This is a genomic window from Oleidesulfovibrio vietnamensis, from assembly GCF_055388115.1.
Genome location: NZ_AP042419.1, coordinates 1,539,028 through 1,558,286, shown reverse-complemented (window position 1 = coordinate 1,558,286; position 19,259 = coordinate 1,539,028). Strand labels below are relative to the sequence as shown.

At 57.3% G+C, this 19,259-nt stretch carries 18 protein-coding genes; 8 read left to right on the top strand and 10 right to left on the bottom strand.

Features of this window, described 5'->3' with window-relative positions; genetic code table 11:
* Positions 1-149 precede the first annotated feature (149 nt).
* From ACZ5D1_RS06800 to ACZ5D1_RS06780, 5 genes are all read left to right on the top strand, one after another.
* The gene (locus ACZ5D1_RS06800; RefSeq protein ID WP_011368183.1) at positions 150-434 is read left to right on the top strand and encodes a LysO family transporter; all 285 of its coding nucleotides are present in this window, start codon (positions 150-152) and stop codon (positions 432-434) included.
* Entirely contained in the window at positions 424-1,026 is a 603-nt protein-coding gene (locus tag ACZ5D1_RS06795; RefSeq protein WP_464556336.1) for a LysO family transporter, read from the top strand. The genes ACZ5D1_RS06800 and ACZ5D1_RS06795 overlap by 11 nt, the downstream gene beginning before the upstream one ends.
* Before the next feature lie 136 nt (positions 1,027-1,162).
* Complete coding sequence (locus ACZ5D1_RS06790) at positions 1,163-1,903, top strand: basic amino acid ABC transporter substrate-binding protein (RefSeq protein WP_011368185.1); 741 nt, start codon at positions 1,163-1,165, stop codon at positions 1,901-1,903.
* A gap of 78 nt (positions 1,904-1,981) precedes the next feature.
* Complete coding sequence (locus ACZ5D1_RS06785) at positions 1,982-2,767, top strand: amino acid ABC transporter permease (RefSeq protein WP_027181192.1); 786 nt, start codon at positions 1,982-1,984, stop codon at positions 2,765-2,767.
* On the top strand, positions 2,754-3,494 hold the full coding sequence (locus ACZ5D1_RS06780) for an amino acid ABC transporter ATP-binding protein (RefSeq protein WP_011368187.1): 741 nt from the start codon (positions 2,754-2,756) through the stop codon (positions 3,492-3,494). The genes ACZ5D1_RS06785 and ACZ5D1_RS06780 overlap by 14 nt, the downstream gene beginning before the upstream one ends.
* A gap of 162 nt (positions 3,495-3,656) precedes the next feature.
* On the opposite strand, the gene ACZ5D1_RS06775 is transcribed toward ACZ5D1_RS06780, so the two are convergent.
* Genes ACZ5D1_RS06775 through ACZ5D1_RS06765 form a run of 3 tightly spaced genes read right to left on the bottom strand, consistent with a single transcriptional unit; the run spans position 3,657 to position 7,872 of the window.
* Positions 3,657-6,275, bottom strand: a complete 2,619-nt coding sequence (locus ACZ5D1_RS06775) for a bifunctional uridylyltransferase/uridylyl-removing protein GlnD (protein ID WP_464556333.1) — start codon at positions 6,273-6,275, stop codon at positions 3,657-3,659.
* A gap of 37 nt (positions 6,276-6,312) precedes the next feature.
* Positions 6,313-6,651, bottom strand: a complete 339-nt coding sequence (locus tag ACZ5D1_RS06770) for a P-II family nitrogen regulator (protein ID WP_011368189.1) — start codon at positions 6,649-6,651, stop codon at positions 6,313-6,315.
* Positions 6,652-6,666: 15 nt separating this feature from the next.
* Complete coding sequence (locus ACZ5D1_RS06765) at positions 6,667-7,872, bottom strand: ammonium transporter (RefSeq protein ID WP_464556330.1); 1,206 nt, start codon at positions 7,870-7,872, stop codon at positions 6,667-6,669.
* A 313-nt stretch (positions 7,873-8,185) separates the two neighbouring features.
* Between ACZ5D1_RS06765 and tpx the strand changes: the two genes are divergently transcribed.
* Together tpx and ACZ5D1_RS06755 are read left to right on the top strand one after the other, a co-directional pair.
* A complete protein-coding gene (tpx, locus tag ACZ5D1_RS06760; protein ID WP_011368191.1) occupies positions 8,186-8,701 on the top strand; it encodes a thiol peroxidase in 516 nt (171 codons plus the stop codon).
* Positions 8,702-8,968: 267 nt separating this feature from the next.
* Positions 8,969-9,433 carry a hypothetical protein gene (locus tag ACZ5D1_RS06755; protein ID WP_011368192.1) on the top strand — a complete coding sequence of 155 codons (465 nt, stop codon included), beginning with the start codon at positions 8,969-8,971 and terminating at the stop codon, positions 9,431-9,433.
* 94 nt (positions 9,434-9,527) lie between these two features.
* On the opposite strand, the gene ACZ5D1_RS06750 is transcribed toward ACZ5D1_RS06755, so the two are convergent.
* Positions 9,528-9,767: a hypothetical protein gene (locus tag ACZ5D1_RS06750; protein ID WP_011368193.1), complete on the bottom strand. Its 240-nt coding sequence runs from the start codon at positions 9,765-9,767 to the stop codon at positions 9,528-9,530.
* A 166-nt stretch (positions 9,768-9,933) separates the two neighbouring features.
* Between ACZ5D1_RS06750 and ACZ5D1_RS06745 the strand changes: the two genes are divergently transcribed.
* Positions 9,934-12,114 (top strand): Tex family protein, encoded by a 2,181-nt coding sequence (locus ACZ5D1_RS06745; protein WP_027181197.1) that lies wholly within the window; start codon positions 9,934-9,936, stop codon positions 12,112-12,114.
* 368 nt (positions 12,115-12,482) lie between these two features.
* Here ACZ5D1_RS06745 and ACZ5D1_RS06740 read toward each other — a convergent pair whose 3' ends face one another.
* The 6 genes from ACZ5D1_RS06740 to ruvA all read right to left on the bottom strand — a co-directional run bounded on the left by ACZ5D1_RS06740 (position 12,483) and on the right by ruvA (position 19,197).
* Complete coding sequence (locus ACZ5D1_RS06740; RefSeq protein WP_464556328.1) at positions 12,483-14,132, bottom strand: AMP-binding protein; 1,650 nt, start codon at positions 14,130-14,132, stop codon at positions 12,483-12,485.
* 156 nt (positions 14,133-14,288) lie between these two features.
* Positions 14,289-14,855 (bottom strand): helix-turn-helix domain-containing protein, encoded by a 567-nt coding sequence (locus ACZ5D1_RS06735; protein WP_027181199.1) that lies wholly within the window; start codon positions 14,853-14,855, stop codon positions 14,289-14,291.
* A 241-nt stretch (positions 14,856-15,096) separates the two neighbouring features.
* Positions 15,097-16,482 (bottom strand): chromosomal replication initiator protein DnaA, encoded by a 1,386-nt coding sequence (dnaA, locus tag ACZ5D1_RS06730; RefSeq protein ID WP_011368197.1) that lies wholly within the window; start codon positions 16,480-16,482, stop codon positions 15,097-15,099.
* Between the two features lie 329 nt (positions 16,483-16,811).
* Positions 16,812-17,558, bottom strand: coding sequence for an FAD-dependent thymidylate synthase (gene thyX, locus ACZ5D1_RS06725; protein WP_011368198.1), 747 nt, complete (start codon positions 17,556-17,558; stop codon positions 16,812-16,814).
* Positions 17,559-17,629: 71 nt separating this feature from the next.
* Positions 17,630-18,592, bottom strand: coding sequence for a Holliday junction branch migration DNA helicase RuvB (gene ruvB / locus ACZ5D1_RS06720; protein ID WP_027181200.1), 963 nt, complete (start codon positions 18,590-18,592; stop codon positions 17,630-17,632).
* Positions 18,592-19,197, bottom strand: a complete 606-nt coding sequence (gene ruvA, locus ACZ5D1_RS06715) for a Holliday junction branch migration protein RuvA (protein WP_011368200.1) — start codon at positions 19,195-19,197, stop codon at positions 18,592-18,594. Before ruvA ends, ruvB begins: the two co-directional genes overlap by 1 nt.
* Positions 19,198-19,259: the final 62 nt, after the last annotated feature.

Below are 19,259 nucleotides of genomic sequence, written 5' to 3'. Positions count from 1 at the left end.
CGTGACCCACGTCAAAAAAGAGCCTGCTTTATGCGGCAACCGCAAAAAAACACCGTGAAACACCGGAACATCCTGTTATTACAGAATTGACAATTCATGTCCGCCCAGATACCGCTTTGTTTTTATCACCTTTAACCTACGGACAAGACATGCTGACAGAAGTAGGCTTCATCGCCCTTGGCATTCCGCTGGGGCTTGTGCTGCGCAAGCGCGAAGCCGTGGTAAAGGCCGTGGACAAACTGACAATGTGGGCCATCTACACCCTGCTGTTTCTGCTGGGAGTATCGCTGGGCACCGACCAGAACATAGTCTCGCAGGCGGCGGGAATCGGTGCCAAAGCCCTGCTGATAAGCACCGGTTGCGTTGCAGGCAGTGCCGCGGCCGCGTGGTTTCTGGGCAGGTTCATCCTGCGCGGAGGCTTTGATGAAAGGTAGCCTGATTATTCTGGCTTTTTTTATAGCCGGTGCTCTGCTGGGATATTCCGGTATCACACCGGAAGTTCTCTCCAGCGATACCGTTTCCGCGTACGCGCTGTATTTTCTGCTTTTCATCGTGGGGGTGGGCATAGGGTTCGACACCCGCTGCTGGCGCATACTACGCGAGATGCACATAAAGGTACTTCTGGTGCCCGTGTTCATCATGCTCGGCACATTTGCCGGAGCGCTGGCCACGGCCCCTTTCATTCCCGGCCACAGCATCCGCGATGTGCTGGCTGTGGGGGCGGGGTTCGGCTATTACAGCCTGTCCAGCATCATGATTTCACAAATGGGTGACACAGTTCTCGGGTCCATCGCACTGCTTTCAAATATCATCAGAGAACTGATAACACTGCTTGCCGCGCCGCTTTTTGTAAGGTATTTCGGCAAATTAGGCCCGCTTGCCAGCGGCGGAGCCACAGCCATGGACACCACCCTGCCGATAATCACCCGCTTCTCCGGCGAACGATACGGCATCATTGCAGTATTCAGCGGCATGTTTCTTACCGTTGCAGTGCCATTTATGGTATCCGCCATAATGAGCTGGTAACCGCAGCGTATGTCCCGTGGTGTTTTCCGGCTTGATTGCAGCCGTACTCCTGCCCGTGCACATTGACAACCGGCTGCAAAATGAGCCATTATACATTTTTGTCTACTCCGGCAGAACACACAAAAGGAGAATGAGGATGCTGAAAAAAATTTGTCTGGCCATGCTCGCCGTCATGATGACAGCCAACGTGGCACTTGCGGAACGGACCATTGTTTTTGCCCATGACGCCACCTGGCCGCCCATGGAATACATGAGCGCCGACAAAAAGGTTGTGGGCTATGCCGTTGACTACATGGACGCGGTAGCCAAGGAAGCCGGCTTTACGGCCGAGCACCGCAATGTGGCGTGGGACGGCATTTTTGCCGGTCTTGCCAACGGCGAATATGATGCCATCGCCTCTTCCGTTTCAATCACCGAACAGCGCAAACGCGCCATGGACTTCAGCATCCCCTACTTTGAAGTCAAACAGGCAGTGGTACTGAACAAGTCTGTCGAAGCCAAATCGTTTGCCGACCTCAAGGGCAAAACCCTCGGCGCGCAGATTGGCACCACCGGCTACTTTGCCATCAAAAAAGCAGAAGGCGTCACCCCCCGCTCTTTTGACGAAATCGGCCTTGCCATGGAAGCGCTGTACAACGGCAACATAGACGGTGTGGTCTGCGATGACCCTGTGGCCGCCAACTACGCCCTGCAGCAGGAAGAATACGCCAAGCGCCTGAAAATCGCCTTCATCGTTGAAGCCGAAGAAAAAGAATACTACGGCGTGGCTGTAAACAAAGGAAACTCCGAAGTGCTGGCCCTCATCGACAAGGGCATAAAAGCCGTGAAGGAAAAAGGCATAGAAGACCAGCTGCGCAAAAAGTGGATAGGTCAATAGCCGTACGGAAGTCGAATCAACGGGACTGGTGCATCCTGCACCGGTCCTTTCATTTTGCAAGCACACGGATACACTATCATGGCTGATAAAAAAGTCCGCATTGAAGTAACGGACGGCATGCTGATTCCCGACCCGAAAGACCGCAATTTTTTCAATGCGTGGTCCATCAGCTTCATCGGCGCCATCGGCATCATCATATACCTGTGCGCCAGCCGTCCCGATGTTTACTGGCGGCTGCTGCAGTATCTGCCCGACGGCATCGCAGTCACGTTCAAAGTCACCATTCTGTCCATTCTCTGCTCCATACCTCTGGGGCTGCTTACCGGACTGGGCCGCCTGTCACGCAACAAACTCATCAACACCATAGCATCCACATATGTCGAAGTTGTCCGCGGCATTCCCCTGCTTGTCCAGCTTTTCTACATATATTATGCACTCGGACGCTTTCTGCAGGTACCCAGCATGGTTGCCGCCGTCATTGCCATGAGTGTATGCTACGGCGCATACATGGGCGAGGTTTTCCGCGCGGGCATTGATTCCATAGACAAAGGTCAGACCGAGGCATCGCGTTCTCTGGGATTCAACAACGTGCAGACCATGTTTCTTGTCATTCTGCCGCAGGCATGGCGCACCATTCTGCCTCCTGTGGGTAACGAATTCATTGCCATGCTCAAGGACACCTCGCTCGTCTCCATTCTGGCCGTGGCCGACGTGCTGCGGCGTGGACGCGAGTTTGCAGCGGAGTCCTTTCTGTACTTTGAAACCTACACCATGGTGGCCCTTATCTATCTTGTAATAACCCTGCTGCTTTCCAAAGCCGTCAGCATCATGGAAGCGAGGCTGAATTATTATGACCGCGACTGAGCCAATCATCAGCATTAAAAACATCTACAAATTCTTCGGTGAACTGACGGCCCTCAATGATGTATCGCTGGACGTGCAGCCGGGAGAAAAGGTTGTGGTCATCGGCCCTTCCGGTTCGGGAAAATCAACCATGCTGCGTTCCATCAACAAGCTGGAAACCATCGACAAGGGCAGCATCCGTGTGGACGGCATGGACATAAATTCGCCGGAGAACGACATAAACGCCATCCGGCAGGAACTGGGAATGGTCTTCCAGAGTTTCAACCTTTTTCCGCACAAGACGGTCATGGGCAACCTGACCATGGCTCCTGTGCGGCTGAAAAAGGTACCTCTGGAAGAAGCGGAAGCCCGTGCTCTCATGCTGCTGAAAAAAGTAGGCATCAGCGACAAAGCCAATGTCTTCCCTTCCAACCTGTCGGGCGGACAGCAGCAGCGCGTTGCCATAGCGCGCGCTCTGGCCATGAACCCCAAAATCATGCTGTTTGACGAGCCCACATCGGCACTTGACCCCGAAATGATCGGAGAAGTGCTGGACGTCATGGTGGCCCTTGCCAAAGAGGGTATGACCATGGTGGTGGTTACGCATGAAATGGGCTTCGCCCGGGAAGTTGCGGACCGCGTGGTCTTTATGGATCACGGCCAGATTCTGGAAGAAGGCACACCGGACAGGCTGTTTGATTCGCCGGAACATCCCCGTCTGCAGAAGTTTCTCAAACAGATTCTCTGATTGTACTGCACCAGAACAGGCGGCACGGTACTGACAACAACGGGGAGCTCCATCAGGGGCTCCCCGTTTTACTGTATGCACAGGTTACTGTATGCACAGGTACGTAAACTGCCGCGGGGCGCAACGCCACACCGCGCAGGCAACAGAAGCATCAGGCCGAAATCAGGCCACGGCATGCAGCAGGGCCTGCCGTACCTCCTCGCACTGCTGTTCTTCAAGCAGCTTGTTGCCAAAGACATCGCGCACCGAAAAAGAATCAGACGTCTGCATTCCGTGGGTGGTTATGCGGGCAAACTGGATATCAAGCCGCATGGCCTGCATGGTGCGGGCAATGTCGTACAGCAGCACGGGCCTGTCTGGTGCAGTGATATCTATGACAGAATAGAAATCGGAAATGGCATTGTCGATGGTTACTTCCGTACGCCCGCCTCCTGCCTTCTGCACAGGGCTCAGCGACCGGCTGCGCATTTCTTCCAACCGGAAATCAAGCGACAGCTTGCCCGTAAGGGCAAAATGGACAGAACCTCTGACCTTTGCCCAGAAATCTCTGGCATACAGCGGGTCAGGAGGAGGCGATACCCGGAAGACATCCAGCACCACGCCGCCCCCCCAGACAAAAGCATCGGCAGAAAACACATCCAGCCCGTGCAGGGCCAGTACGCCGGTCAGCACCGAAAAAAGTCCCGGCTGGTCCTTGGCGGCAAAAACAAGCTCCCACACGTCACCGGCGTCCCGCGCCTCCAGCAGAACAACCCCGTTGGCACCCCGCTTTTCGCCCAGACGCCTGCGGGCGTCCTCAATGTCTCTTTCCAGCCGCAGCATAAGTGCGATATGGCGCAGTACGTCCTCAGGCTCGGTAGACAGCATGTACCGCGAAGGCACTCTTTCCAGCCAGCTTTCCGCCTGTTCCGGCGTATAGGGCAGCCTGCGTCCGTTTCTGCCCACAAGCTCGCGCACCATATCGTAATGACTCAGCATATCAGAAACAGCCTGCGGCGTTCCCAGTTCGCTGTCACTAAGCATATTGCGCACTTTACGGTACAGTTCTTCAAGCAGGCCGCTTATCCAGCTGTTCCACGCACGCGGGCCGGTGGCCCGCGCATCGGCACAGGCAAGCAGAAAGAGCAGATCAAGGCGCCGCATGCTTCCCGCCGTGCCTGCACAGCGGGCCACCACCGATTCGTCAGCAAGATCACGGCGCAACGCTGTACGGGAAAGCAGCAGGTGATTACGCACCAGAAACACTATTTCCTCGCGCTGCGCATCGCCCAGTTCCCACCGGCGCAGCAGGTTGTCCGCCACTGCGGCACCCGTTACCGAATGATCGGCAGAGCCGGTTTTGCCAAGATCGTGCAGCAGCGCCCCGAACATCACCGAAACCCTGCCCGACGTATCAAGCGAGTTCCAGAGCTCTGCCGCCACGCTGCCGGCAGAAGCGGAATCTTCCAGATGGCGCAGAGTAACAAGCGTGTGCAGCCCTACCGGGTAGGTATGAAACCCGTCAAACTGCACACGGTCGCGCACCACTCCGTACTCCGGCACCAGAGCACTCAACAGGCCGGTGTCGTCCAGACGTCCGAAAACATCCCAGGCATTGCCCCCGCTGAGCAAGTCGGCAAACGCAGGCCCCAGATCGGGCAGTGCCGCCAGTTCAGCAGCCCGCTCCGTAGCCAGCCGGACAAGAGAACGACGCATGCGCCACCCTGCCAGCGCTTTTTCCGGCTGCGCTGCGCTCTGCTTCATAAGGCTGAGCACCGTACGCGGTGTGGCTTCCTGCATTACCTGCTCCGCCGACAACCCGGCGGACGTGTTCATGGCCAAAGCTTCGCGGCAGGCCAGCGCCAGCGCCTTGACAGACCCCATACAGCGGTGCAGTTCGCCCAGAAAATGCTCCACTGCCAACAGCCCGCCACCGTCGGCATACCCCATCCGGCGTGCCACATCCGGCTGCAGGTCAAGCGGCAGCAGATCGCTGCGCCTGCCGGTCAGGGCGTGCAGCCTGCACCGCACATCGTGCAAAAAGTCCACGTTGGTACGCAGCAGTGCTTCATCTTCTGCAGAAAAACCCACACGCCGCAGCGCCGCGTGCAGCCCGCAGCCGATGCCAAACCGGCACATGAGCATCCAGCGGATCAGGTGATAATCCCGCAGTCCGCCAAGCCCCTCCTTCAGGTTGGGCTCCAGCAGCAGTGCTCCGTCGCCATGCGATGCCAGCCGGCGTTCATGCTCCGTGTCCAGCCAGTCCGCAAAAGCTTTACCGCGCCGCGGGAGCACCTTTTCCTCCAGACGCTCCATCATTTCAGCAAATACAGCCTCGCTGCCGGTAACAAAGCGCGCATCAAGCAAAGAGGCCAGTACCTTATGGTCCTTTGCTGCCAGTTTCAGGCAATCTCCCACAGTGCGGAACCCGTGGCCGAGTGCATACCCTGCATCCCACAAAGGCAGAAACAGCGGCTGCGCAAGGTCGATGGCCTGCGGCGGTATGGAGCGGCGACAGAGAATGAGGATATCAATATCTGAGCCGGGGCACAGTTCGCCCCGCCCGTATCCGCCTGTGGCCACCAAAGCCACTTTGCCGCCGGCGGCTCCCGTTGAAGAAAGGCGCGAGACAAAATACCTGTCCAGCAGGGCGCTCAGTTCGCGCTCGTAGCGGGGCAGCCTTCCGTCGGGCGGTCCCCCGAGCTGCGAGTCAAAGACCGCACGTCCGGCCATGAGCACGGCACAGGAATCAGCGGCTTCATATGCGTCATGGCCGGACGGCGTCATTTTTTCCACAGGCATCAACTCTCCACAGGTTGCTTTTCAGGATGCAGACAGATCAGACAGCGCCGGTTCCGGTCTCTCCCGTCCGGATGCGCACCACGTCATCCACGGGAATGATGAATATCTTGCCGTCACCGACTTTCCCCGTCCGTGCGGCTTTCATTACTGTTTCCACCACACTCTGCACCTGATCGTCTTCCACCACGACCTCAATCTTGGCCTTGGGCATGAAATCAACCTGATACTCCGCACCGCGGTAAACTTCCTTGTGGCCGCGCTGCCTGCCGAAGCCTTTGACCTCGGAAACGGTCATGCCTTTTATATCAAGCTCGGTAAGACTTTCTTTCACCTCATCCAGCTTGAAGGGCCTGATGATGATTTCAACTTTTTTCATACTGAGTCCCTGCCTTTACATCTGGTAGGCGGTTTCGTTGTGTTCACTCACATCAAGACCGGCAAGCTCGGCTTCACCGGAGACCCTGAGTCCCATGACCGCATCGACAGCCTTGAAAAGCAACCAGCTGGCAACATAGCAAAACAGCCATGTAGCCACAACCGAGACAAACTGCACCCAGAGCTGATATGCGTTGCCGTGCAGCAGACCGTCTGCCCCGCCCACGGCGGCATCGGCAAAAATTCCGGTTGCCAGCGCGCCCCACGTGCCCCCAACACCATGAATCCCCACCACATCAAGAGCGTCATCATAACGCAGCTTGTGCTTGAGAAACACACCGCCGTAGCACAGCACTCCGCCGGCCAGCCCGATGAACACCGCTGAAGCCGGTGTGACAAACCCTGCCGCGGGAGTAATGGCAACCAGTCCCGCCACGGCTCCCGAAGCCGCACCAAGAGTTGTTGCTCTGCCGCCATGCAGTTTTTCCACGGCAAGCCAGCCCACCAGAGCCGCAGCCGCGGCAAGATGTGTGGTTACAAATGCATTGGCTGCCGCGCCGTTGGCCGCCAGCGCGCTTCCGGCGTTAAAACCGAACCAGCCGAACCACAGAATACCTGCTCCCAGTACTGTCATGGGCAGATTGTGCGGAATAAATGCCTCGCGCCCATATCCGCGGCGCAGTCCCAGCACATTGGCAGCCGCCAGCGCAGCAGCGGCAGAGCTCATATGCACCACGGCCCCCCCGGCAAAATCAAGCGCACCCATCCGGGCCATCCATCCGCCGCCCCAAACCCAGTGCGCCATGGGCGCATACACCAGCACAAGCCATAAAACAGAAAACAGCACCATCGCCCCGAAACGGATACGTTCGGCATAGGCACCCGAAATCAGCGCCGGTGTGATAACGGCAAACATGCACTGAAAAACCATGAACAGCAGATGCGGCAGATTATCGACCGGACCCGGTTCCGTGCCTACGTTTTGCAGAAAAAGATACTCCAACCCGCCGATAATGCCCCCGTGGTCACTGCCGAACGCCAGAGAATACCCCACTGCCCACCAGACAAGCGAGGCAATGCCGAGCAACGCCACGCTGTGCATGGTGGTGCTGAGCACATTGCGCGATCTGACAAGCCCCCCGTAAAACAACGCCAGCCCCGGTGTCATAAACATCACCAGAGCCGAACAGACAAGAATGAAAGCGGTATCTGCCGCGTTCATAGACTCCTCCTGAAGTAAAAACAAAAAATTGCAATCCCCTGCCGGTAGCCGGAAGAAAGCAAGCAGCAGGCCAGAAGAAGTTTTTTTCGCAATCATTGCCGGTTACGAAAGACAGCTCATCCGGGCGGCATGGCAAAAGCACATTTTTATACATATTTGTTATTTTTTACAAATCAATAAACACAATTTTGTTAAAACAAGAAAAGATGCTGCCGAGGTAAGTTTTTTGTCTGCGCCCATTCCCATAGCAGCACTCGTGTGTTATGAGAGTAGTTCCTAATAATTCAAGACCTCTCTCCAAAGGAGATCAGCTATGAACGAACGTACCGGAATCATCACGTTTAAAGGCAACGGCCTCACCCTGCAGGGAACCCCTGTGGAAAAAGGCGGCAAAGCCCCCGACTTTACAGTGCTTGCCAATGATCTTTCGCCCCGCACACTGGCAGACTATAAAGGAAAGGTACTTATCCTCAGTTCGGTGCCTTCGCTCGACACCCCCGTATGCGATGTGGAAACCCGCAGGTTCAATCAGGAGGCAGCCAACCTCGGCGATGACGTGAAGGTGCTGACGGTGAGCGCCGACCTGCCCTTTGCGCAGGCCCGCTGGTGCGGCGCCGCCGGCATTGATGCCGTGGAAACGCTTTCCGACCACAAAGATCTTGCTTTCGGTAATGCATACGGCGTGGTCATAAAAGAACTGCGCCTGCTGGCAAGAGCAGTTTTCGTCGTCAACCGCGATGGCGTCATCACCTATCAGCAGATAGTGCCTGAAGTCACTTCGGAACCCGACTACGAAGCTGCCATTGCAGCCGCCAAAGCGGCATTGTAACCGGACCATGAAAGGGCGGCCTGCAGGCCGCCCTTTTTTTCAATACGTCCACACCTGACATTTGTCGCCTCAGAACCCATGCCACCACGGTATGCCCCGCAAGCATCTCGCCCTGCAGCCGCATGAAAACAGCATCCGGCCCCTCTGACTGAAAAAACGCCGCCGCCCGCAGCACGGCCGCGCAGCGCGTCCTTCTGTCACACTTGCCCGCCGCCCTCTCCTGCGCTAGGTTGCGGACTGCACATAGTCAGCCCAAAGGAGCCGCCCGTGACCACGGAACATATACGAACGCATATCATTACCACGGTGCTCAGCCGTCTTGACCGCGACCACAGCAGCCGTCAGGAGGCGCTGGAAGAATTCATGAGCGTAACTCTGCCCGCAGTGGATCAGCGTGCGGCACGGCAGGTATCGGGGCTGGTGCCCACCATTCCCGACACTATTTATGAAAAATGGGCCGCCATGTTTGCAGACCGCCTGCTGGAAACAGTTGAAGAAAAACAGCTCCAGATGCTGTGTGACGGCAAAAAAGACAATGAGGCCACCCTGTGCCTTGTCTATCTGATGTTTATGGAATCGGAAAAAATGGAAAAGCAGATAGCGGAAGACCTGCACGCGCTGGGCATGCAGTCATCCGCCTCTGACGCGGTGGGCAACATGCTGGGGGTTTATTTCCGCAGCAGGCTGGAACAAAGACAGCAGACAACACAAGAGGCATCTGCACGCCAGTAACAGCAACACGGATTCCGGCGTACACAGCAGGCAAGGGCCGCCGTGGCTGCGGCGGCCCGTACAGTTCAGTCACGCAGCCGCGCTGCCGGCACGGTTATCTTTTTTCAACCCGCAGGCCGGCTTCCTCGGCAATTACACCGTATGTACAGCCCCCGCACTCCAGTTCCCAGTCCATTCCGGGAAACAGACTGGCTCTGGCTGACCATTCATCGTTTACAAAGATGTCCTTGGCTCCGCCGTTTTCTTCATACCGCAGTTGCGTGTCACCGGCCAGCCGGGCAAGCTCCCCCTCTATAAGGAGCAGCGGCAGGGTCGTTGCGCTTTGCGTCGACATGGTAAGCACCTCCTTGGACATGGACTGCAGACACCGCGCACAATCAGACCCGATCCGGACCTGCACGGCGGTTCTGCCCGAAAAAAAGTAAACACACACTTACATAATAGACATCAGCGGCGCCATGTCCAGCACCCAGATACAACCCGTAACCACAGAGAAATTCATGTCGCAGCATATACAAATCCTCTCCGCGGAACTCGGCGTTCCGCGCTCCGGCATCACCGCCGCCGCAGCCCTGCTGGACGAAGGAGCCACAGTGCCCTTCATCAGCCGCTACCGCAAGGAAGCCACCGGCGGGCTGGATGAAACCGTCATCACCGCCATACGCGACGGCATGACCAGACTGCGCGCTCTGGACAAACGTCGCGAAGCGGTCATTGCCTCGTTGCAGGAACGCGACCTGCTGACTGCCGAACTGCACGGTGCGGTTATGCAGGCAGCCACCATGACCGCGCTGGAAGACGTATACCTGCCGTACAAGCCCAAACGCCGCACCCGTGCACAGATGGCGCGGGAACGCGGACTGGAACCGCTGGCAGACCTGCTGATGCAGCAGCGCGGACGCAGAGTGCACGACGATGCACTTGCATTTATCACTCCGGACGGCACCCCCAAAGAGACAGCAGTGCCCGATTCCGCATCCGCCCTGGCAGGAGCCAGAGACATAGTGGCCGAACGGATAAGCGAAGATACTGCAGCGCGGCAGGCCCTCCGGCAGCTGTTCCGCGAAAAAGGCATAATAAGCTCCGCCGTAAGCAAAGGGAAAGAAGAGGAAGGCGCCAAATTCCGTGACTGGTTTGCCTGGTCGGAACCTGCGGCCAAGGCTGCGGGCCACCGCATTCTGGCCCTGCTGCGCGGTGAGCGTGAAGGTGTGCTGACGGTACGGCTGCGCCCTGACGACACGGCTGCGCTGACCCTGCTCAAACGCCGTTTTCTGAAAAAACAGGTTCCGCTGCACATGCAGGGATCTGAGGAAACCGACAGCGGCAATGTGGTACTGGCTGTTGAAGACGCATGGAAGCGTCTGCTGATTCCCGCGCTGGAAACGGAAACCATGCATTTTTTCCGTGAACAGGCTGAAGATCAGGCCATCAGGGTATTCGCCGCCAACTTGCGGGACCTGATGCTGGCACCACCGCTGGGGCAAAAACGTGTGCTGGCCATGGACCCGGGCTTCCGCACAGGGGTCAAAACCGTGTGTCTGGATGAGCAGGGCGCCCTGCTGCATCACCAGACAATTTATCCGCATACCGGAACGGGTAAAGCGCAGGAAGCCGCGTCGGCTGTACGGCGCATGGCGGAACAGTTCGGCATAGAGGCCATTGCCATAGGCAACGGTACAGCCGGACGCGAAACAGAGACTTTTGTCAAGGGACTGGGGCTGGCAGACCATATTGCCGTTGTCATGGTGGACGAGGCAGGCGCCTCTGTCTACTCCGCCTCGGAAACGGCCCGCAGGGAATTTCCCGACCACGATGTCACAGTCCGCGGAGCGGTTTCAATCGGGCGCAGGCTCATGGACCCGCTGGCCGAACTGGTAAAAATCGACCCCAAAGCCATCGGCGTGGGGCAGTATCAACATGATGTGAACCAGACCGCGCTGAAACAGGCTCTGGATGATACCGTCATGTCCTGCGTGAACCATGTCGGCGTGGAACTCAATACAGCAAGCGCGGAACTGCTTGCCTATGTGTCCGGTCTCGGGCCGGCTCTTGCCAGCGGCATTGTGGCTTACCGCACTCAGAACGGTCCGTTCAAAAGCCGCAGCCAGCTGCTGAAAGTGCCCCGGCTGGGACCGAAGGCATTTGAACAGGCAGCGGGTTTTCTGCGCATAGGCACGGCCCTGCACGACGGCAACCCGCTGGACGCCACAGCCGTGCACCCCGAAAGCTACCCCGTTGTGGAACGCATGGCTGCAGACGCCGGCACCACCGTCGCCAGCCTCATTGCCGATGCGGGGCTGCGCGGGGCCATCCGCCCCGAAGCGTATGTCACAGACACCACGGGGCTGCCCACATTGCTGGATATTGTGAACGAACTGGCAAAACCCGGACGTGACCCCAGACCGGCCTTCGAGCTGTTCCGCTACGCCGATGTGCATACACTGGATGATCTGCAGGAAGGCATGGTGCTGCCGGGCGTGGTCACCAATGTGACCGCTTTCGGTGCGTTTGTGGATATAGGCGTACATCAGGACGGACTGGTGCATATAAGCCAGCTGGCAGACAAGTTTGTCCGTGATCCTGCAGAGGTTGTCAGGGTGCGTCAGCAGGTGCAGGTGCGGGTGCTTGAAGTTGATCATAAGCGCAGACGTATCAGCCTGAGCATGAAACAGTCCGTCTGACAGCAGACTGCAGCGGCATAACACAACTGCGCCCCGCGGCTTTTCTGCCGCGGGGCGCTTTTTGTTATGCATACCTTGTGCAGGTTGTCAGCGGAGTGACGCACCCGCGGGCTGTACCGTCTGCACCGGTCATACGCCGCAGTCAGCGGATGCAGGTGCCGTATCAATCCATATTGCGCACATCCGGCGGCATTCCCCGCCGCAGGCAGACACGCTGGGCTGCACCGGTCCCGGAAACAACAGCACGCCGCTCCGGTAGACAGCAACACGCCGCTCCGGTAGACAGCAGCACGCCGCTCCGGATAGACAGCGGCACGCCCCTCCGATAAACAGCGGCACGCCGCTTCAGGCCCAGCCCTGCAGCGGTATCAGGCCTGTTCGTCACGCTGGCGTATTTCAGCCCGCTTGATCTTGCCGCTTATGGTTTTGGGCAATTCGTCCACATAATCTATGATACGCGGATACTTATACGGTGCAGTCACCTTTTTAACATGGTTCTGCAACTCTTTAGTCAGGGCTTCACCGGCTTCATAACCGCCGGCCAGCACCACTGTGGCTTTAACCGCCTGCCCGCGCAGAGGGTCGGGCACGCCGGTAACCGCAGCTTCAATAACTGCAGGATGGGAAACAAGCGCCGACTCAACTTCGAACGGGCCGATACGGTAGCCGGAGCTCTTTATGAGGTCATCCACGCGGCCCAGAAACCACAGATATCCGTCCTCGTCCATCCATGCCTTGTCGCCGGTATGGTAGTAGCCGTCAAACATCACCGACGCCGTTTTTTCCGGCTCGTCCAGATACCCCTTGAAAAGCCCCACAGGAGCGCCGTCGGCCACGCGGACACATATTTCGCCCTCTTCACCGGCAGGACACACATTACCGCCGGCATCCATCAGCACCACATCCCAGCCGGGCACCGGTCTGCCGATGGAGCCGGGCTTGGGCTGCATGTTGCGGAACGTGGCCACCTGCAGAGTGGTTTCCGTCTGTCCGTAGCCTTCATAAATGGGCAGTCCGGTGGCTGCCAGCCAGTCGGCATAAACGCTTTCGTTCAGCAATTCACCGGCTGTGGTGCAGTGGCGCAGGCAGGAAAGGTCGTACTGCGAAAGGTCTTCGCGCACCAGAAAACGATACACCGTGGGCGGTGCGCAGAAGGTGGTTATCCTGTTTTCGGCCATGATGCGCAAAAGCTCTGCCGGCACAAACTTGCCGCGAAAATCATAAACGAAAACAGCGGCACCGGCCATCCACTGGCCGTAGAACTTGCCCCACAGCGCCTTGCCCCAGCCTGTGTCGGCAAGAGTCAGGTGCAGGTCTCCGGGTTCCAGGTCGTGCCAGTAGGCACCGGTCATATAATGTCCCAGCGGGTACAGATGGTTGTGTTCCACCATCTTGGGCATTCCGGTGGTGCCGGATGAAAAGAAAATCAGCAGCGGATCATCGCCTCCGGCATTTTCAGCCGGAGCGGCAGGTCGGGGAAAATCAGCCGATGCCTGCTGCACCATATCATGGAAGTCGCTCCAGCCCGCGGGCAGACAGCCTTTGCCGGACTGCACCAACACATCAAGCGTTTCCGTCTGAGGACGGGCTTCTTCTATACGGCCTGTCAGCGATGATTCAACTATCATACCGCGGATGTTGGCGCGGTTGACACGAAAAACAATATCCTTGGGCATCAGCTGCGCGGGCGAAGGCACGGGCACGGCGCCCAGACGATGTAACGCCAGCATGCTTACCCAGAACTCGATGCTGCGGTACAGGATAAGCATCACACGGTCGCCCTTGCGCAGACCGCGCTGTTTCAGCGCATTGGCCATGCGGCAGGACTGACCGTGCAACCACCCGAAGGTGTAGTCGCGCCGGACGCCGGCATCATCCACATGCACCACGGCAACATCATCACCCCGTTCAGAGGCCAGTCTGTCCAGCACATCAAACGCAAAGTTGAAATTTGCGGGCACATTCAGGGTAAAATCTCTGCAAAAACCTTCGTAGCTGGCACTGACTATCTTCTTCATCGCCTGATTTCCTCTGTTCTCTTATACTGTTCTGTTGTGACTGCCTGCTCTGCAGGCCGGTTGCCTGTACTATGAGCCTTGCGGCCTGTTTCCATTCGCAGCGGCATCCCGCACCGGACAGCAGCACACACGGCACTGATTCCGGCCGAATGGAAACTAGCTAATCACATCCAGAAACACGGCGTCGGCGCCGTCAAGAGCACGCAGAGCATGCGGAATCCTCGACTCGAAATAGATGGAATCGCCCGGTTCCAGCACGTTGCGTTTGGACTCAAGCCATATTTCAAGCCTGCCTTCCAGCATATAGATGAATTCCTGACCGCTGTGTTCATTCCACGAAAGGTCGCTTTCGGCTTTAGGCGGCACCCGTACCATAAAAGGCTCCATACGGCGGCCTGTCATACGCGAAGCAAGATTACGGTAGTCGTAGTCCTTGCGGCGTTCCACAGCCAGCCCTTCCCCTTTGCGCACCAGCGTAAAATCGTGCAGGTGAGCGTCGCCGCCCGACACAAGCGCCGTCAGATCAACTCCGCAGGCTCTTGCGACATCGGTAAGATAACTGACAGGAATCTCAACCTCTCCGCTTTCGTAGCGCTCAACAACCTGCGACGTCACACCCACTTTCTGCGCAAGCTCCTCTGCAGAAAAGCCTACAGCATCCCTGAGTCCCAGCAGGCGCGGGGCAATTTCCCTGTACGGCTGAGAAAAAGCATCGCTGCTCATTCTTTTCTCCTTTTTTCAAGTCTGCAGCGCTACACGGCGCCAGCAGCACATTCATTATCGAAACAAACGCTCTACCGCGGATTCACCCGCAGGCGCAAGCGCCAAATTACCGGCGTATTCACAGTTGCAGCAGCGGCCCTGCGCAGGATGCAAAAAAGGCACGAACCGGAGCGGTTCGTGCCTTGAAGCTGCTTGTTATCTGCAACCGGCGCCGCATAAAGCGGCCACGCCCCGACTCTGGTCAGGGGTGAATAATTCGTCCGTTGCGTTCCACCATATTTACTGCGTTCACCACCTGTCTGCCCAGCGGTGTTTCCTTATTCATTTCACGCTCTATGTTGGCTATACCTTTGATAACCGTGGAATGCTTGCGGTTGAAACGCTTACCGATTTCTTCCAGCGAAAGGTCGGTATGCTTGCGGGCAAGAAAGAACGCCGTGTTGCGCGCTATGACAAGCTCGCGGCGGCGGCTTCTGGACTGCAGCTGCTCTTTGGAAATATCAAACCCGCTGCATATCTGACGCACGATGGCATCAATATCAAGCACCGCTTCGCGCTTGGCGTAGTGGCCGATAATCTCCCACGCCATGTCCATGGTTATCTGCTGGTTGAGCAACCGCGCCTTGAGCAGCAGGTTACGCAGGCAGCTTTCTATCTGACGCACATCGGCGCGGATATTGTCTGCCAGCAGATCAGCCACCTGTTCGGGCAGCTGCACATGGTGCAGGCGGGCTTTTTCGCGCAGAATCTGTTTGCGGGTTTCAAATGTCGGCTTTTCAATGACGGCCAGCAATCCTGAACAGAAACGCGAGGTGAGCTGCGAATCAAGGTCATTCAGGTCTTTGGGTGCAAACGAGCTGGAAAACAGCACCTTGGCCCCGCGCGACTGCAAAGCCTTCACGGTGGAAAGCACTTCGTCCTGCATGCGCTGTTTGCCCTGAAGAAAGTGGACATCTTCAAGCAGCAGCACATCCACATCGCGGTAACGGGCTTTAAAGCGGTCCACTTCCTTTGCTTTCAGCGCACAGATAAGCCGCGTGGCAAATTCTTCCGCTGTCAGATACTCCACACGGGGCAGGGTACGGTTGCTGATATTGCAAAGCTGCTGCCCCACGGCATGCAGAAGGTGTGTTTTTCCGAGCCCGGGGTCGGAGCTGAGAAAAAGAGTGTCGCTGCGGAAAGACTGCTGGCAGATATCCTGTGACGCCGCAAAGGCCATCTGGTTGCTTGGCCCCACAACAAATTCATCAAAACTGTGCATCCATTTGATGCTGTCCGCAGAACGGGACGCATAATGCAGGGGCAGCCCCATCTGCTCGGCACCGCTGGTTCTGGCAGCTGCCGGACGCTTCTGCGCGGGCACCTGCACCGGTCTGGGGGCGGCGGCGGGCTCTTCACCGGATACAACGGTAATGGTGGGCACACTGCCAAGCACAGAGGCAGCGGCTTTTTCGATTTCGTTCATTAGCCTGTCGCGGACCCAGCTGGCAACGAAGGCATTGGGCGCGACAAGACGAAGAGAGTCACCGGCCTGCTCTGCAGCAAGCGGTTTGATCCAGACCTTAAAAAGGCCCGGATTCAGATTGTCGCGGAGAGTATGTTCAATTTGCGCCCAAGCGTTTATCATGACGGGTTGATTACGTTCTATCTAAGGTTGCTGCAAGGATCGAAAACCGGACATCGGCACGAGTCCGGCGACGAGTTTTTCCCAAGTGACGGTACGCCTCAACACACTGTAGTTCCGGACAAAAACAGAAACATGGCGGATGACGCTGATCCCTGCGAGGCTATGCCCAGCAAGCATTTCCACACGGCTTCCACACCACAATCCACAGCTTGTGGAAAAAGTTTTCCACAACACACAGAGTTATTTTCTGCGTTTTGCTTAATAAAACTTCTTATTTTGGCGTTTTTGAGAACTGGCGAAAAGAAATCGCCATGTACGACAGTTCGGAATCAGGGCTGACCGCGCCCCGCATCACGCAGCGGATACCTGCCGCAGGTGAAGCGTTCTCCTTCGGGACAATAGCCCAGACGCACACATTTGGCTCCGGCATGGCGGAAAATGACCGGAAGCGCGCCACGGCAGCGCTCCAGCATCATATCGGCCATATGGCGGATTTCCCACTGCGCGCGGGAACAGCAGCGCTCTTCAAAAAAGTGGAGAAGCACTCTGCAGTTCATGGTCAGCACTATTTTGCTCTCGGCAGCCTGCGGCAGAACAAAGCGGGCGTCCTCATTGGCCTTGGCCCCTTTGCGTCCGTCCTGCTCCAGAATCTGCTTCAAATCGCGGTAGGCACTGCCCACTTCGGCCATAAAGGCCTCGAAACGTGCCCGTGCTGCCTGATTACGGGCAATGGCGGGCGGCAGTATATACTCGAAGTTACTTCCATCCACATACCGCTGGCTCTGCTGCGAATAAGAGGCAAGCCGGTGACGCACCAGCTGGTGCGTCAAAGCGCGGGAAACGCCCTCTACAGCAAAGGTAAAGCTGACATGCTCAATGGGGCTCGCGTGGCCGGATTCAAGCACCTGAGAAATGAAATCGGCCTGTTTCTGCCTGTCAATGTCGCCGGCCACCAGCCGCTGCCACATATCGCCTGCAAAACCGGCATGATAACATTGTCTGAATGCCGCATAGATGAGCGACAGAGGTTCGGGGGTATGGGCCAACAGCTCCACTCGGCATTCTTTACTGGGCATACTACATCCATCCGGTCTGGCTTCCCGCGGGGGAAATCAGTGCACCCGCCCGGAGGCGGGTGGTCTTGTTATTACGCAAGCAGATTCATATGGCGATACGCTTTGGCCGTGGCCATGCGTCCGCGGGGCGTGCGTTTAAGAAAGCCGCACTGGATAAGATACGGCTCATAAATATCTTCAATGGTGCGAACCTCTTCGGAACAGGCCACGGCAAGCGTTTTAACGCCCACAGGCCCCCCTGCAAAGTGTTCGATAAGCACCGAAAGCAGCTTGCGGTCCATCTGATCCAGCCCCAGCTCGTCCACATCCATGCGTGCCAGAGCGTCAGAGGCAAGCGCGGCGGTGACTGCGGCAGAATTCTGCACCGAAGCGAAATCGCGCACCCTGCGCAGCAGCCTGTTGGCTATGCGGGGGGTGCCCCGCGATCTGCGCCCTATTTCCACCGCGCCGTCTTCTGTAAGGGATACACCCATTATGCCTGCCGTACGTTTGACTATGCAGGCCAGCTCCGCCGGAGTGTAAAATTCAAGCCGGCTGATGATTCCGAAACGGTCGCGCAGCGGAGAGGAGAGCAGTCCGATGCGGGTTGTGGCTCCTACCAGAGTAAAGGGCTCAAGGTCAATCTTGACGGTGCGTGCACCCGGCCCCTGTCCGATGACCAGATCAAGCTTGAAGTCCTCCATGGCCGGATACAGAACCTCTTCCACGGCCACGGGCATTCTGTGAATTTCATCCACAAAAAGCAGATCACCTTTGCCCAGATTGGTCAGAATGGCTGCCAGATCGCCGCTGCGCTCAAGCACCGGTCCGGAAGTGCACACCATATTGACGCCCATCTCGGAGGCCATGATCTGGGCCAGAGTTGTTTTGCCCAGACCGGGGTTGCCGTAGAACAGCGTATGGTCCATGGCCTGCCCGCGGCCCCGGGCCGCCTGCAGATACACCCGCAGGTTGGCGCGCAGGTCTTCCTGCCCGATAAAATCATCCAGCGTTCTCGGGCGGATCGAATCATCAACACATTCCTGTTCCATCATCATCTCGCCTTTGCAAGCGCTTTAAGCGCCGCACGCAACGCTTCGCTCACATCCAGATCGGGATCCTGCTTCAGAATGTTTTTCAGCACGGGGGCGGCCTCTTCTTCGGCATAACCGAGATTGCCCAGTGCCTGAACGGCATCGCGCAGCACACTGCCCGGCACACCGGCGGCCAGACCGGCCGAAGCAGGCAGCGATTCCACTTTAAGCTTGTATTTCAGTTCCAGCAGAATGTGCTGGGCGCTTTTTTTGCCGATGCCGGAAACCCGCGTAAGCGCCGTCACATCATCGTCGGCAACAATGCGCCGCAGGTCGTCGGGCCGGTACAGAGAAAGCACGGCAAGAGCCGTCTTGGCCCCCACTTTGGAAATGGAAATAAGCACAAGAAACGTCTGCCGCTCATCCCATCCGGAAAATCCGTACAGTTCCAGCGCGTCTTCGCGCACCACCGTGTGGATGTAAAAAGAAACCGCCGCGCCCTGTTCAGGCAGCCGCGCAAGCAGATGCGAAGGCAGATGCACTTCGTACCCCACCCCGCCCTGCGTAACCACCACACAGCTCTGCTCGGTCACTTCGGCCACTCGCCCTTCAATATATGCAATCATGGCAGATTTCCTGAAGTAGGGTTGTACATCAACGGAACAGAGAATAAAAGGCCGCTGTCCGC

Excerpts from the sequence above, each read along its gene's own strand:
- ACZ5D1_RS06800 (WP_011368183.1), top strand. The coding sequence starts at position 150 with ATGCTGACAGAAGTAGGCTTCATCGCCCTTGGCATTCCGCTGGGGCTT.
- ACZ5D1_RS06795 (WP_464556336.1), top strand. The coding sequence starts at position 424 with ATGAAAGGTAGCCTGATTATTCTGGCTTTTTTTATAGCCGGTGCTCTG.
- ACZ5D1_RS06790 (WP_011368185.1), top strand. The coding sequence starts at position 1,163 with ATGCTGAAAAAAATTTGTCTGGCCATGCTCGCCGTCATGATGACAGCC.
- ACZ5D1_RS06785 (WP_027181192.1), top strand. The coding sequence starts at position 1,982 with ATGGCTGATAAAAAAGTCCGCATTGAAGTAACGGACGGCATGCTGATT.
- ACZ5D1_RS06780 (WP_011368187.1), top strand. The coding sequence starts at position 2,754 with ATGACCGCGACTGAGCCAATCATCAGCATTAAAAACATCTACAAATTC.
- ACZ5D1_RS06775 (WP_464556333.1), bottom strand. The coding sequence starts at position 6,275 with ATGCCTGTGGAAAAAATGACGCCGTCCGGCCATGACGCATATGAAGCC.
- ACZ5D1_RS06770 (WP_011368189.1), bottom strand. The coding sequence starts at position 6,651 with ATGAAAAAAGTTGAAATCATCATCAGGCCCTTCAAGCTGGATGAGGTG.
- ACZ5D1_RS06765 (WP_464556330.1), bottom strand. The coding sequence starts at position 7,872 with ATGAACGCGGCAGATACCGCTTTCATTCTTGTCTGTTCGGCTCTGGTG.
- tpx (WP_011368191.1), top strand. The coding sequence starts at position 8,186 with ATGAACGAACGTACCGGAATCATCACGTTTAAAGGCAACGGCCTCACC.
- ACZ5D1_RS06750 (WP_011368193.1), bottom strand. The coding sequence starts at position 9,767 with ATGTCGACGCAAAGCGCAACGACCCTGCCGCTGCTCCTTATAGAGGGG.
- ACZ5D1_RS06745 (WP_027181197.1), top strand. The coding sequence starts at position 9,934 with ATGTCGCAGCATATACAAATCCTCTCCGCGGAACTCGGCGTTCCGCGC.
- ACZ5D1_RS06740 (WP_464556328.1), bottom strand. The coding sequence starts at position 14,132 with ATGAAGAAGATAGTCAGTGCCAGCTACGAAGGTTTTTGCAGAGATTTT.
- ACZ5D1_RS06735 (WP_027181199.1), bottom strand. The coding sequence starts at position 14,855 with ATGAGCAGCGATGCTTTTTCTCAGCCGTACAGGGAAATTGCCCCGCGC.
- dnaA (WP_011368197.1), bottom strand. The coding sequence starts at position 16,482 with ATGATAAACGCTTGGGCGCAAATTGAACATACTCTCCGCGACAATCTG.
- thyX (WP_011368198.1), bottom strand. The coding sequence starts at position 17,558 with ATGCCCAGTAAAGAATGCCGAGTGGAGCTGTTGGCCCATACCCCCGAA.
- ruvB (WP_027181200.1), bottom strand. The coding sequence starts at position 18,592 with ATGATGGAACAGGAATGTGTTGATGATTCGATCCGCCCGAGAACGCTG.
- ruvA (WP_011368200.1), bottom strand. The coding sequence starts at position 19,197 with ATGATTGCATATATTGAAGGGCGAGTGGCCGAAGTGACCGAGCAGAGC.